General features: G+C 71.1%; 9 protein-coding genes and 1 pseudogene. 5 read left to right on the top strand and 5 right to left on the bottom strand.

Annotated features, from left to right (window positions below; genetic code table 11):
• The first annotated feature begins 103 nt into the window (after nt 1–103).
• Both ACIBBB_RS18380 and ACIBBB_RS18375 read left to right on the top strand, forming a co-directional pair.
• Nucleotides 104–2,977 carry a carbohydrate-binding protein gene (locus ACIBBB_RS18380; protein WP_398983120.1) on the top strand — a complete coding sequence of 958 codons (2,874 nt, stop codon included), beginning with the start codon at nt 104–106 and terminating at the stop codon, nt 2,975–2,977.
• A 20-nt stretch (nt 2,978–2,997) separates the two neighbouring features.
• Complete coding sequence (locus ACIBBB_RS18375) at nt 2,998–4,728, top strand: ThuA domain-containing protein (protein WP_398983118.1); 1,731 nt, start codon at nt 2,998–3,000, stop codon at nt 4,726–4,728.
• Between the two features lie 92 nt (nt 4,729–4,820).
• Here ACIBBB_RS18375 and ACIBBB_RS18370 read toward each other — a convergent pair whose 3' ends face one another.
• Both ACIBBB_RS18370 and ACIBBB_RS18365 read right to left on the bottom strand, forming a co-directional pair.
• Nucleotides 4,821–6,527, bottom strand: coding sequence for an alpha-glucosidase (locus tag ACIBBB_RS18370; RefSeq protein ID WP_398983116.1), 1,707 nt, complete (start codon nt 6,525–6,527; stop codon nt 4,821–4,823).
• A gap of 41 nt (nt 6,528–6,568) precedes the next feature.
• Nucleotides 6,569–8,746, bottom strand: coding sequence for an alpha-galactosidase (locus tag ACIBBB_RS18365; protein ID WP_398983114.1), 2,178 nt, complete (start codon nt 8,744–8,746; stop codon nt 6,569–6,571).
• A gap of 241 nt (nt 8,747–8,987) precedes the next feature.
• Here ACIBBB_RS18365 and ACIBBB_RS18360 point away from each other — a divergent pair, with 241 nt between their 5' ends.
• Both ACIBBB_RS18360 and ACIBBB_RS18355 read left to right on the top strand, forming a co-directional pair.
• Nucleotides 8,988–10,151 carry an ROK family protein gene (locus ACIBBB_RS18360; protein ID WP_398983112.1) on the top strand — a complete coding sequence of 388 codons (1,164 nt, stop codon included), beginning with the start codon at nt 8,988–8,990 and terminating at the stop codon, nt 10,149–10,151.
• Between the two features lie 34 nt (nt 10,152–10,185).
• Nucleotides 10,186–10,359 (top strand): annotated as a pseudogene (locus tag ACIBBB_RS18355) (MerR family DNA-binding transcriptional regulator); the annotation flags it as partial.
• Nucleotides 10,360–10,377: 18 nt separating this feature from the next.
• Here the strand turns inward: ACIBBB_RS18355 and cynS are convergent.
• The 3 genes from cynS to ACIBBB_RS18340 form a co-directional block, all read right to left on the bottom strand.
• Nucleotides 10,378–10,821 carry a cyanase gene (gene cynS, locus ACIBBB_RS18350; RefSeq protein WP_398983110.1) on the bottom strand — a complete coding sequence of 148 codons (444 nt, stop codon included), beginning with the start codon at nt 10,819–10,821 and terminating at the stop codon, nt 10,378–10,380.
• Nucleotides 10,822–10,901: 80 nt separating this feature from the next.
• Nucleotides 10,902–11,366, bottom strand: a complete 465-nt coding sequence (locus ACIBBB_RS18345) for a hypothetical protein (RefSeq protein WP_398983108.1) — start codon at nt 11,364–11,366, stop codon at nt 10,902–10,904.
• Complete coding sequence (locus tag ACIBBB_RS18340) at nt 11,363–12,262, bottom strand: alpha/beta fold hydrolase (protein WP_398983106.1); 900 nt, start codon at nt 12,260–12,262, stop codon at nt 11,363–11,365. The genes ACIBBB_RS18345 and ACIBBB_RS18340 overlap by 4 nt, the downstream gene beginning before the upstream one ends.
• Nucleotides 12,263–12,425: 163 nt before the next feature.
• Here ACIBBB_RS18340 and ACIBBB_RS18335 point away from each other — a divergent pair, with 163 nt between their 5' ends.
• Nucleotides 12,426–13,754 carry a PLP-dependent aminotransferase family protein gene (locus tag ACIBBB_RS18335; protein ID WP_398983104.1) on the top strand — a complete coding sequence of 443 codons (1,329 nt, stop codon included), beginning with the start codon at nt 12,426–12,428 and terminating at the stop codon, nt 13,752–13,754.
• Nucleotides 13,755–13,789 lie beyond the last annotated feature (35 nt).

Raw genomic sequence — 13,789 nt, 5'->3', positions numbered from 1 at the left:
CATCACCCGGGCGGCAGGTTCCTCCCTGAGTGAGACACGGTGGCGCGCTCGCCCGCGCTTCCGCCTGTCTCACCCCCCATGATCAGGTAAGGAAGGAAGCTCGATGTCAGGACTCTCAGGACGGCCGCGCCCGAGACAGAAGTGGCTGAGGTGGCTCGCGGTACTGGGTCTGGTGGTGGGTGGCGGCGCGATCAGCGTCCCCACCGCCGCCGCTCACCCTGGCCACCCCGGCCACGAGGCAGCACCCGCCGTCATTCCGGCCGGCGACTACCAGCAGGTACAACTCGCGCTCGGTTCCGCCGAGTTGGGCGAGGCGATGTCACTCGCGGTCCTGCCCGACCGTGCCGTCGTACACACGGCGAGGGACGGAACGGTCCGCTACACGGACCCCGCGGGCAACACGAAGTCGGCAGGCAAGCTGGACGTCTACACCCATGACGAGGAAGGTCTCCAGGGGATAGCCGCCGACCCGAACTTCCAGACCAACCGGTATCTGTACCTGTACTACTCGCCCAAGCTCAACACCCCCGGTGGCGACGCCCCGGTCACCGGCAACGCCGCGGCCTTCGAGCCGTGGAAGGGCCACCTCAACCTCTCGCGCTTCACGCTCAAGGCCGACAACACGCTCGACCTGGCCAGCGAGAAGGTCGTACTCGAAGTCCCCAACGACCGTGGCCAGTGCTGCCACGTCGGCGGTGACATCGACTTCGACGCGGCCGGGAACCTCTACCTGACGACGGGCGACGACACGAACCCGTTCGAGTCGTCGGGTTACTCACCGATCGACGAACGCGGCGACCGTAACCCGCAGTTCGACGCCCAGCGCTCCTCGGGCAACACCAACGACCTGCGCGGCAAGGTCCTGAGGATCAAGCCGACCGCGGCCGGCGGCTACACCGTGCCCTCGGGCAACCTCTTCGCGCCCGGTACCGCGCGGACCCGTTCCGAGATCTACGCGATGGGCTTCCGCAACCCGTTCCGGATGTCCGTCGACAAGGCCACCGGCATCGTCTACCTCGGCGACTACGGCCCCGACGCGGGCGTCACCAACGCGAGCCGCGGTCCCAGCGGCCAGGTCGAGTTCAACCGCATCACCGCACCGGGCAACTACGGCTGGCCGTACTGCACCGGCACGAACACCGCCAACGAGACGTACAGCGAGTTCACCTTCCCCAGCGGCCCCTCCGCCGCCAAGTACAACTGCGCCGCGCCCGCGAACAACTCGTTCCGCAACACCGGCCTGCCGACCCTGCCCGCCGCCAAGTCGAGCTGGATCAAGTACGGCGGTGACGCGGGCTCCCCGCCCGAGTTCGGCGGCGGCTCCGAGTCGCCCATGGGTGGCCCCGTCTACCGCTACAACGCCAATCTCAACTCCAACGTGAAGTTCCCGCAGTCGCTCGACGGCCGCTTCTTCGCCGGTGAGTACGGCCGCAAGTGGATCAAGGCCATCGAGGTCAAGGCCGACGGCGCCCCCGGCGTCATCGAGGCCTTCCCGTGGACCGGCACCCAGGTGATGGACCAGGCCTTCGGCCCGGACGGCGCGCTGTACGTCCTCGACTACGGCACCGGCGGCAACAACCAGGCCCTGTACCGCGTCGAGTACGTCGGCGCCGCCAACCGCAACCCGGTCGCCAAGGCGGCAGCCGACAAGGTGTCCGGACCCACCCCGCTGACCGTCGCGTTCTCCTCGGCCGGCAGCTCCGACCCCGAGGGCAAGGCCCTCACGTACTCGTGGAACTTCGGCGACGGCGCCACATCCACGGCCGCCAACCCGAGCCACACCTACACCACCAACGGCACCTTCCGGCCGACGCTCACGGTGCGCGATCCCGAAGGTCTGACCGGCACCGCGAGTCTGGTCGTCACGGCGGGCAACACCGCGCCGACCGTGACACTCCAGACACCCAAGGACGGTCAGCTGTTCTCCTTCGGCGACACCGTGCCCTTCCAGGTCACCGTCAGCGACCCGGAGGACGGGACCATCGACTGCTCCAAGGTCAAGGTCACCTATCTGCTCGGCCACGACGAGCACCGGCACCAGATCACCCAGGCCACCGGCTGCTCCGGCAACCTCAACGTGCCCGCCGACGGTGAGCACGACAGCGCGGCCAACATCTACGGCGTCTTCGACGCCGAGTACACCGACGGCGCCGGGCTGACCACGCACAGCGCCCGTATCCTCCAGCCCCGGCACCGCCAGGGTGAGCACTTCTCCGCCCAGTCCGGCGGCATCCAGGTCGCCGCGCACGCCAACGCCGAGGGCGGCAGCACCGTCGGCTTCACCGACAACAACGACTGGATCTCCTTCAAGCCGTACAATCTGGCCAACGCCAACAGGTTCACCGCCAGGGTCGCCTCCGGCGGCGTCGGCGGCACCCTGGAGGTACGGGCCGGGTCCGCGACCGGCACGCTGCTCGGCTCGGTGGCGGTGGCACCCACCGGCGGCTGGGAGAACTTCGTCGACGTCTCGGGGAACATCACCAACGCACCCGCCGCGACAACGGAGTTGTTCCTCGTCTTCAAGGGCGTGACCGGCCAGGGCAACCTCTTCGACGTCGACGCCTTCACCTTCGCCACCGGCACCGGCGGTTCGAGCCAGACCGTCGAGGGCGAGTCGTACAGCTCGGGGCAGGGCGTCCAGGCGGCCGACCACGCCCCGGCGAGCGGCGGCAGGACCCTCGGGCACATCGAGAACGGCGACTGGGCGGGTTACGCCTCCGTCCCGACGGCCGGGACCAAGACCTTCTCCGCGAAGATCTCCTCGGCCGGCGCCGGCGGCACCATCACCATCCGGTCGGGCTCGGCCACCGGAGCCGTCCTCGGCACCGTCGCCGTACCCAACACCGGCGGCTGGGAGACCTTCCAGAACGTCTCCACCGCGCTGACCGGCACCGGATCGTCCGGGGCGCTGTTCCTCACCTTCAGCGGTGGGGCCGGATCGCTCTTCGACGTCGACACCCTCACCCTCACCAAGTGACGCGAGTCAAGGAGACAGTGATGCTCCGTCAGCTCCGCTCTCTGCCGAAGACCGCCGCGGCGGCCTTCGCACTCACCCTCGGCCTCGCCGCGTCACTCCTGGCACCGGCCACCGCGGCCCAGGCCGCCGACCCCGCCTACAGGGTCCTCGTCTTCTCCAAGACGGCGGGCTTCCGGCACGACTCCATCCCCGTCGGTACCCAGACCATCCGCGACCTCGGCGCGGCCAACAACTTCACCGTCACCGCCACCGAGGACAGCAACGCCTTCACCCCCTCCAACCTGGCCAACTTCAAGGCCGTCGTCTTCCTCTCCACCACCGGCGACGTGCTGAACACCAGCCAGCAGTCGGCGCTCCAGGGATACGTGGACGGTGGCGGCGGCTACTTCGGCGTCCACGCCGCGGCCGACACCGAGTACGAGTGGCCGCAGTACCAGCAGCTCGTCGGCGCCTGGTTCAAGAGCCACCCGCCGGGGACCCCGCGGGCCACGGTGAAGAACGAGGACCGGTCCCACGCCGCCACCTCGCACCTGGGCCAGACCTGGTCCCGCGTCGACGAGTGGTACAACTACCGCACCAATCCCCGCCCGCAGGTCCGCGTCCTCCAGAGCCTGGACGAGTCCAGCTACAGCGGCGGCGAGATGGGCGGCGACCACCCGATCACCTGGTGCCACCCGCAGGGCAACGGCCGGTCCTTCTACACCGGACTCGGCCACACCCAGGAGTCGTACGCCGACCCCGCGTTCCGGTCGCTGCTGCTCGGCGGCATCCGGTACGCGGCGGGCTTCGCCAAGGCCGACTGCCGCGCTGAGACCGGCTACACCCCGCTCTACAGCGGCTCGACCACCGGCTGGTCCCAGGCCGGACCGGGCAGCTTCACCAACACCGACGCCACGCTCAACTCGCAGGGCGGCATGGGTCTGTACTGGTACCGGACGAAGGAGTACGCCTCGTACTCCCTCAAGCTGGACTGGCGCATGGCCGGGGACGACAACTCCGGTGTGTTCGTGGGCTTCCCGGCCTCCGACGATGTCAACACATCGGTGAACCAGGGCTACGAGATCCAGATCGACTCCACCGACGCGGCCGACCGGACCACCGGGTCCGTCTACGGCTTCAAGGCGGCGGACATCGCGGCCCGGGACAACGCCCTGAACCCGCCGGGGAGTTGGAACACGTACGAGATCCGGGTGGAGGGGGAGCGGCTCCAGGTCTTCCTCAACGGCGTACGGATCAACGACTTCACCAACACCGACCCGGTGCGCTCGCTCCAGCAGGGGCACATCGGGATCCAGAACCACGGCACCGGTGACGACGTGTCCTTCCGCAACATCAGGATCAAGGAACTGGGCGGCACCAACCCGCCCCAGACCACCACCTACGAAGGGGAGTCCTACACCTCCAGCCAGGGCGTCCAGCCCGCCGACCACGCTCCGGCGAGCGGCGGCCGCACCCTCGGCCACATCGAGAACGGCGACTGGGCAGGCTACTCCCAGGTGTCGCTCACCGGCGCGAAGACCTTCGCGGCGAGTGTCTCGTCGGCGGGCGCGGGAGGCACCGTCCAGATTCGCTCGGGCTCGGCGACCGGCCCGGTCGTCGGCTCGGTCGCGGTGCCGAACACGGGCGGCTGGGAGACCTTCCGAGGCGTGTCCACCACCTTGACGGGCACACCGACCGGCCCGCTGTTCCTCACCTTCACCGGTGGCGGCGGCGCCCTGTTCGACATCGACACCTTCACGATCGGCCGCTAGCCGGCCGGTGGGCGGCGTCGTACGCACGGCGGCGCCGAGTGGGCCCCGAGGGAATCATTCCTCGGGGCCCACCCATCGTCCGGGGCCATGGTTCAGGCCGGACGGTGGCGGCGGTGGACCCTCGCCTCCCAGGGCGCGAGCGTGAGCGTCGTGCCCAGCGGCTCGGGGTGCGGGACGTTGCCGATCAGCAGGTCGGCGTCGCGCCAGCCGTCGTCCGGCAGATCGACCGCGGCCGTGTCGCCGGTGAAGTTGCCGAGGACCAGCAGCTCGGTCGCCGTACCGTCGGTCTCCACCAGCCGTCGGGTGTACGCGTACACCCGCGGGTCCTCCGGCAGCAGCATGGTGAAGTCGCCGTGCGCCACCACCGGTTCGGAGTGCCGCAGTGCGATCAGCCCCCGGTAGTGGTGGAAGACGGACGACGGATCGGCGTACGCCGCTTCCGCGTTGACCTCCGTATGGTTCGGGTTGACCGGGATCCAGGGGGTTCCGGTGGTGAATCCGGCGTGCGGGGAGGCGTCCCACTGCATCGGCGTACGGGCGTTGTCGCGCCCCATCGCCCGCAGCCCCGCCAGCACACGCGCCGGGTCGGTGCCCCGGTCGACCGCCTCCGCGTAGTGGTTGAGCGACTCGATGTCGCGGAAGTCGTCGATGGAGGTGAACGGGGCGTTGGTCATGCCCAGTTCCTCCCCCTGGTAGACGTACGGCGTGCCCCGGTGCAGATGCAGGACGGTGGCCAGCATCGTCGCGGACCTGACCCGGTTGCCGGGTCCGTCGTCGCCGAAGCGGGAGACCACACGCGGCTGATCGTGGTTGTTCCAGTAGAGACTGTTCCAGCCGGTCCCGCCGAGGCCGTCCTGCCATCGGCCGAGCGACGCCTTGAGGTCGAGCAGATTCAGCGGCCGTACGTCGAACTTGCCGTCGCCGTGGTCGAGTCCGACGTGCTCGAACTGGAAGACCATGTCCACCTCGGCGCGTGCCGGATCGGTGAACAGTCTCGCCTCGTCGACGGTGACGCCCGGCATCTCGCCGACGGTGAGCAGCCGTTCGGGACGCCCGGCGAAGACCTCGCGGTGCATCTCCTGGAGGAACTCATGGATCCGGGGCCCCGTGCCGTGGTGGGTGCGGTCAGGGAGAGACGGGTCCTTCGAGATGAGGTTGATGACATCCATCCGGAAGCCGTCGACGCCCCGGTCGAGCCACCAGTTCATCATCCGGTGGACGGCCGAACGGACCTCCGGGTTCTCCCAGTTGAGGTCCGGCTGCTTGCGGGAGAAGAGATGCAGGTAGTACGCGTAACCCGGCTCGTCGTACTCCCAGGCGGAGCCGGAGAAGAACGAGCGCCAGTTGTTCGGCTCGGCGCCCGGGGTGCCGGGGGCGGCACCCTCCCGGGCGGGCCGCCACCAGTACCAGTCGCGCTTGGGGCTGTCCGGTCCCCGCCGGGACTCGATGAACCACGGGTGCTCGTCGGAGGTGTGGTTGACGACGAGGTCCATGACCAGCTTCATGGAGCGCACGTGGACGGCGGCGAGCAGATCGTCGAAGTCCGCGAGCGTGCCGAAGGACGGATCGATGTCCTGGTAGTCGCTGATGTCGTAGCCGTTGTCGTCCTGCGGGGACGGGTACACCGGCGACAGCCACAGGACGTCCACGCCCAGTTCGGCGAGGTGATCCAGCCGGTCGATGATGCCGCGCAGGTCCCCCACGCCGTCGCCGTCGGAATCGGCGAAGCTGCGCGGATATATCTGGTAGACGACCGCGGACTTCCACCAGGGCCCGGAAGAGGGGGAGTCGGTGCTCACGTGCCTGAACCTCGCATGATCTCGGTGTTCGCTGGAGGGGGTCAGAGTCTGCGCGCCTCCACGAGCACGAGACGTTCCGGGAAGAGCGTCGGTGCCCGCACCCCGGCGACGGCCAGCATCCGCCCGGTCAGCTCCACCCCGTCCGGGCGCTCCCACCAGGGCGGGTCGGACCGGTGGGGCCCCTCGGGCCGGTCGCCGGGCCGGTGCGGCCGTACCTGGTAGCGGGCGTCCGAGTCGAGTCCGGGCAGCCGGACCTGGCCGGCCGGAGACATCACGCTCGTCGCCGTCTGGACCAGGGCGTACAGCGCGCGCGAGCGGTCGGGCGCCACCACTCCGTGCACCCACAGCGCCGGATCGGGGTGATCCCCGTGGACGGCCGTGCCGGTGTGCAGCAGCGGCCGGAGCTCCTTGTACGCGGCGACCCACTCGGCGAGCCCGGCGCGCTCGGCGGGGTCGGCGGCGGTGAGATCCCACTCGATGCCGAAGTGCCCGAAGAGCGCGGTCCCGGCCCGGAAGTCGAGCGCGTGGGCGCGGCCCGTGGTGTGGGCGACGGGCGAGCCGACATGAGCGCCGAGGAGCTCGGGCGGCAGCAACAGCCCGGTCCAGCGCTGGATCTGCTGGCGTTCGAGCGCGTCGATGCAGTCGCTGGTCCAGACGCGGTCGGTGCGCTCCAGGATGCCGAGGTCGATCCTGCCACCGCCGGACGAGCAGGACTCGATCTCCAACTCCGGGTGCCGGGCGCGCAGTTCGTCCAGGAGCCGGTACGCGGCGGCCGTCTGCGCGTGGACCCCGGCGGCGCCCGTCGGACTGTGTCCGGCCTCCACGAGATCCCGGTTGTGATCCCACTTGAGGTAGTCGATGGCGTACTCGGTGACCAGCGCGTCGAGCCGTTCCAGGAGATGGTCGTACGCCCCGGCGTGCCCGAGGTCGAGCACCTGCTGCTGCCGGGACTCCGGCGGGAGACGACCGCCCGTCGCGAGGATCCACTCGGGGTGGGCGCGGGCGAGGTCGGAGTCGGGATTGACCATCTCGGGCTCGACCCACAGCCCGAACTCCAGCCCCAGGGCCCGGACATGGTCGACCAGCGGACGCAGCCCGTCGGGCCAGACCGTCTCGTCCACGTACCAGTCGCCGAGCCCGGCGCGGTCGTTCCGGCGGCCCTTGAACCACCCGTCGTCCAGGACGAACCGCTCGGCGCCCACCTCGGCGGCGGCGTCGGCCAGGGCGGTGAGCTTGCCGAGGTCCTGCTGGAAGTAGACGGCCTCCCAGGTGTTGAGGGTGACCGGCCGGGGCCGCCTCGGGTGGTACGTCCTCGCGCGCAGATGCCGGTGGAACCGCCCGGCCACCTCGTCCAGCCCATGGCCGTACGACCCGATGATCCACGGGCTCGTGTACGACTCGCCGCCCGCCAGCAGGACTTCGCCCGAGAGCAGCGTCTCGCCGCCGCCCAGGAGGGACACACCCGCGGGGGTGCGTTCGGCGAGGGTGCGGTGGTTGCCGCTCCACGCCACATGCAGACCCCACACCTGGCCCGTACGGAATCCGAAGCCGCGCTCGCCCGCGAGATGCAGCAGCGTCGCGTCCGTGCCCGTGCGGCCCCGCCGGTTCTCGCGGAGATGCGTACCGAGCGTGAACTCGTGCCGCTGCGGGCTGCGTTCGCGCACATGCCGGCCGGTGAGGTCGAGGATCTCGGTGGCGTGGGCGGGCACGGGGAGGGTGAGCAGCAGACCGTCGAGGACGTACGGGCGCTCGCCGGTGTCGCGATTGGTGACGGTGGCGCGCTGGCGTACGAGCCCGGAGGGGGTCAGCTCGATCTCCAGCACGAGGCCGAGCCGGGCGTGCTCGTCCACGGCGTCGACGGTGAGCTGGTGCGCCTCGGGGAGGTCCGGCGTACGGACGGTACGGATCGAGCGCACGGTGAAGGAGGTGGAGAAGTCGGCCCCGTCGCGGTGCCCGGTGAGGCCCGGCGTGCCGAGCCAGCCGGCCGAGTGCTCCGGCAGAAGTGAGAGAGGGACGGGCAGATCGAGGGTGTTGGACATCTGCCGGGCGGCGCTCGCCGTGGCCAGCTCGGCGAGTCCGGTGTCCCCGGTGTCCCCGGTGTCCCCGAGATCGTCGCCCCAGTGGAGTACGCGGGGCAGCCGGTCGCCGGTGCAGTCCAGGACCAGGCTCGTACCCGGGGCGCGGAGGTGGAGGTGGCCACGGGTGGCGCCGGTCCGCATACGACTCCTCGGGTTGTCCGTCGTCCATCGGCCGCCGGTCGGCCCGTGTGTGAACTCGTAAGCCTTTTTAGTTTCGCGGTGGAAGTTTCCGCCCGTCAATAGGTGGGTGCGGTGTTGTCCGGTGTGGCGGAAACCTATCTGTCAAGGCATGTTTACTTCCGGTGTAGAAGTAACTGAGCCCGCCTGGCAGGATGAGCGAGTGTCCGGCGTCGCCCCGCCGCGGAAGGCCCCTCCCTTGTACGTGACCCCAGCGCCGTGGACCCCGCTCTCGGGAGCCACGCACGCCGTCGCCCTGGAGGTGCTGCTGCGCGGCCCCCTGTCCCGCAGTGAACTCGCCCGCCGGCTCGACCTGTCCGCGGGCAGCCTCACCCGGCTGGCGAAACCGCTCCTCGACAGCGGGCTCCTCGTCGAGTCCGGTACCAGCCACGAGTCACGCGCCGGCCGCCCCACCCGGCCGCTCGACATCGCCGCCGGCGCGCACCACTTCATCGGCGCCAAGATCACCCACGAGGACGTGCACGCCGTACTGACCACGCTCCGCGCCGAGGTCGTCGCCTCCGCGCGGGCGGACCTGCCGGGACGCGACCCGGCCACGGTCGTCGCCGTCCTGCGCTCACTCGCGGCCGAACTCGCCGCCCAACTCGCCCCGGGAACAACGCACATCACCGCCGCCGGCGTCAGCCTGGGCGGCTGTGTGGCCGACCACGCGACGGTCACCGCCGCGCCGTTCCTGGAGTGGGACGACGACGTGCCGCTCGGTGGCCTGCTCGTCGACGCGCTCGGGGTGCCCACCGCCGTCGACAACGACCTGCTCGCGCTCACCCGCGCGGAACACTGGTTCGGCGCCGCACGCGGGCACGACCGCTTCGCGGTCCTCACCGTCGGCGCGGGCATCGGCTACGGCCTCGTCGTGCACGACCGCGTCGTGGACAGCGCCGACGCCGGGGTCGGCCTGCTCGGACACTTCCCGCTCGACCCCCTGGGACCGCTCTGTCCGCGCGGGCATCGCGGCTGCGCGACCGCCATGCTGTCGATGGCGTCCCTCCGTGCCGCCGCCTCCGTCGGACTGCGGCGGGACGTCCCGTACGACGAGTGCCTCGATCTGGCGGCGGCCGGCGACCCGGTGGCCGCGCCACTGGTCATGGCCTCGGGACGGGCGCTCGGGCGGCTGATCGCCGCCGTCGCGAACCTCACTCTCACCACGGAGATCGTCCTGACCGGCGAGGGGGCACGGCTGGCGGAGGTGGCCCACGAGGCGCTGCGCGAGGGCCTGGCGTACGACCGCGATCCGGGGGCGGCGGCCGTCTCGCTCGACGTACGGCCGGTGGACTTCGGCCTCTGGGCGCGCGGCGCGGCGGTGACGGCGATCCAGGCGTACGTGCTGGGGCGGGTCCCACTTGGTTGACTCTTCCGTCGGGGGAGACAGGAGAGCCGAGGTCATGGACGGCGAGACGCTCCACCCGATCGGCGAGCTGGCCCGGCGTACCGGGCTGACGGTCAAGACCATCAGGTTCTACTCCGACCGCGGGATCGTGCCGCCGGCCGGCCGCACCCCGGCCGGCTACCGCCTCTACGGCCCCGACACCGTGGCACGCCTGGCCCTCGTCCGGACGCCGGCCTAGGGAAACCCGTCACCACTGGTACGGGAGGTACTTTCCGTCGAGCGTGATCACCACGCGGTCACCGGCGGGGTCGGGCACGCGCTGGACGTCGAGCCGGAAGTTGATGGCGCTCATGATGCCGTCGCCGCACTGTTCATGGATCAGTTCCTTGATCGTCGGCCCGTAGACCTGGACGACCTCGTACAGCCGGTAGATCGTCGGGTCGACCGGCACCGCCGCGTCCAGCGCCCCTCGCGACGGCTGGAGCTGGAAGGCGACCGCGACGTCGTCGCCCAGTTCCAGGAGGGCCGCCGCCGTGTTGGCGTCGTCCTTCTCCATCGGGTGCTGGCCGAGGAGCGCGGCCGTGGTCCAGGCAAGCGGTTTGCCGACGGCCTCGGCGAGTTGGGCCCAGGTGATCCCGGTCCTCACCTTGGCCTCGCGAACGGCTTCGGCGGCTTCATGCTTGCTGAGCATGTGCATCTCCATTCCGGACTGCGGCCCTGGTAGCGCGCCGCCAAAGCATAGGAGAGACACGGCGGGAGGGGTACGACCCGTCAGGAGAGCGACTTGCGCGCTCTGCGCAGCGCGTAGAGCTGGAGATCGGCGAATCCCAGCACCGCCACCGCCTGGACCACGATCAGTGCCGTACCCAGACCGGTCGGATCGAGCCACCCCGCGGCGGCCGTGAGGACGCCGAGCGCGAACCACGCCAGGTTGCTGCCGATCACCAACCGCACCGCCGTGCGGTGCGGTGCCCGCGCGGTGCTGACCCGTGCCACGAAGAGCGCGTAGAGCACCAGGAAGGCACCGGTCCCGGCGAGGAACGCGGCGGGCAGGCCGAGCGCCGAGTCCAGCGCGGCGCAGCCGATCAGCGCGGCGGCCCCCACGGCGCCCGTGGCGGCGGCGTCGAGCCGCAGCGCCAAGCGCAACAGGCCCGTGTCACCGTGCACGGCGGTGGAATCGGCGGGCGCGGCCGTCCGGGACGGGGCGGGGACACCGAACGAATCCGACGAACTCATGGGTTCCTCCTCGGGGAAGCGGCTTGACCCCCCTGATGGTTCTCGAAGCCGCCGTCCTGGTCGATTACCCGAGAGGTAATGGGCGGCAGGGAGCCGAGGAACGCACCGAGCACCGCGTCGAACTCCGCCCGCCGCTCCAGGTTGGGCATGTGCCCGGCGCCCTCGATGACCGCGAGCGTCGCGTCGGGTATCCCGTCGCTCATCACTCGCGCGTCCGCGACCGGCGTGTACTCGTCCTCGCTGCCGACCACGATGAGCGCCGGCACCGTCACGCGCCCCAGCATGGCGACGTAGTCGGGCCGTTCGGCCCGTCCCCGCAGGGCCGCCGCCGCTCCCTCGGGCGGCGCGCCGCGCATCATGTCCCGTACGTGCGCGGCCACCGCGGGCAGCGCCCCGACGGTGCGCGGCGCCACCATCTTGGTCAGCACCTCGTCCGCGTACGGCCCCATTCCCTCCCGCAGGAGCCGGTCGGCCATCGCGTTGCGCGCCACCTTGCCCGCCTCCGTCTCGGCGGCGGCGTAGGTGTCGGCCAGCACCAGGGCCCGGACCCGCTCGGGGAAGAGCCGGTAGAACTCCAGGACGATCTGGCCGCCCATGGACAGGCCGCCCAGCACGGCACGGTCCACGCCCAGCCGGTCGAGGAGTGCGGCGATGTCCCACGCGAAGGTGGTGAGCGTCGTCGTGCCGGGCACGACGGTGGACCCGCCGTAGCCGCGCAGATCGGCGGCGATCACCCGCCGCCCGGGGCCGGCGAACGTCTCGATCTGGGGGCGCCACATGGAGCGGTCGAACGGGTGGCCGTGTACGAGGACCAACACCTCGGCGCCGCCCTCATTCCCGTCCCCACCCGCGTCGTCGTAGGTGATGGTGATGTCGTGCGGCGTCGTGGTGCTCATGTAAGCGTCCTTCGCTCTGTGCTCGGGCCTCGGGCCTCGGGCCTCGGTGCTCTGTGCTCGGGCCTCGGCCGCTGTGCCGTCCGGCTTGCGCCTCGATGCTAAGTGGTGCAATATCTCGATGCAATGATGAAATTGACCTCGGTGCAATATGGGAAGGGGTGCCATGGAGGACTACCGGCTGATCGCCGACCAACTGGCGGCCGACATCCGGACCGGGCGCCTGCGCCCCGGGGAGCGGCTGCCGCCCCAGCGGCCGTTCGCCCGGAGCCGTAACATCGCCAACTCCACGGCGGCCAGGGTCTACGGCGAGCTGATCCGGCGCGGACTGGCCGTCGGCGAGGTGGGCCGCGGGACTTTCGTACGAGCCGCGCCGCCCGGTCCGCAGCCGACGCTCACGGAGCCCAGTGAGGCCAGGGTGGACCTGGAGGTCAACTTCCCCGTACTGCCCGAGCAGGCCGAACTGCTCGCCGCCGGTATGGCGCGCATGCAGCGCCCCGACGTGCTCGCGGCAAGCCTGCGCCCGCTGGGCGGCTCCGGTTCCGCCGCCGCCCGCGAGGCCGCCGCGCCGCTCCTCGCGCGCGGCGGCTGGGCACCGGAACCGGAGCGGATCCTCTTCACCGGCAACGGCCGCCAGGCGATCGCGGCGGCTCTCGCGGCCTGTGTCCCGGCCGGGGAACGGCTCGGCGTCGAGGAGTTCACCTATCCCGTCGTCAAGGGCATCGCCGCCCGCCTCGGGATCACCCTGGTCCCGCTCGCCATGGACGAGGACGGCCTCCTGCCGGAAGCCCTGGCCGACGCGCCGCCGCTACGGGCCGTCTATCTGCAACCCACGCTCCACAACCCGCTCGGCATGACGGCTCCGCCCGGCCGCAGAGCTCAACTCGTCGAAACGATGAGGGCGTTGGATCTGCACGTCATCGAGGACGCCATCTACGGATTCCTCCGCGACGACGTGCCGCCGCTCGCCGCCCTCGCCCCCGAACGCGCCATCGTCCTCGACAGCATGTCCAAGCGGCTCGCGCCCGGTCTGACGCTCGGTTACGCCGTGGCACCACCCGGCTTCGAGCAGCGCCTGGCGTCGGCCCTGCGGTCGGGAGCGTGGTCGGCGGGCCGGTTCGCCCTCGACGCCGCGACGCGGTGGACGAGCGACGGCACCGCCGCCGCGATCGGCCGGGCCAAGCGCGCCGACGCGGTGGAGCGCCAGCGGATCAGGGCCGAGAGCCTGGCGGGCTTCACCATCCACGCCGACCCCCGTGCCTACCACTGCTGGTGGGAACTGCCCGATCACTGGCGCGCCGAGACATTCGTGGCCGCCGCCGCCCGCCACGGCATCGCCATCGCGCCCGGGGCGGCGTTCACCGTCGGCACCGGGCGCGCCCCGAACGCCGTGCGGCTGGCCCTCGGCACCCCCTCCCACCCCACGCTCACCGACGCCCTGGACCTCCTCGCCACGCTGGCGCGCGGCACACCGGAGGACGCCGCGCCGGAATGACCGGGGCGGCGGCGAGACGACCCGTTGCCAGGAGG

Origin of the sequence: Streptomyces sp. NPDC051217 (genome assembly GCF_044455465.1) — a bacterium.
Lineage (GTDB): Bacteria > Actinomycetota > Actinomycetes > Streptomycetales > Streptomycetaceae > Streptomyces.
This window is presented reverse-complemented; position numbering and strand designations above follow the sequence as displayed.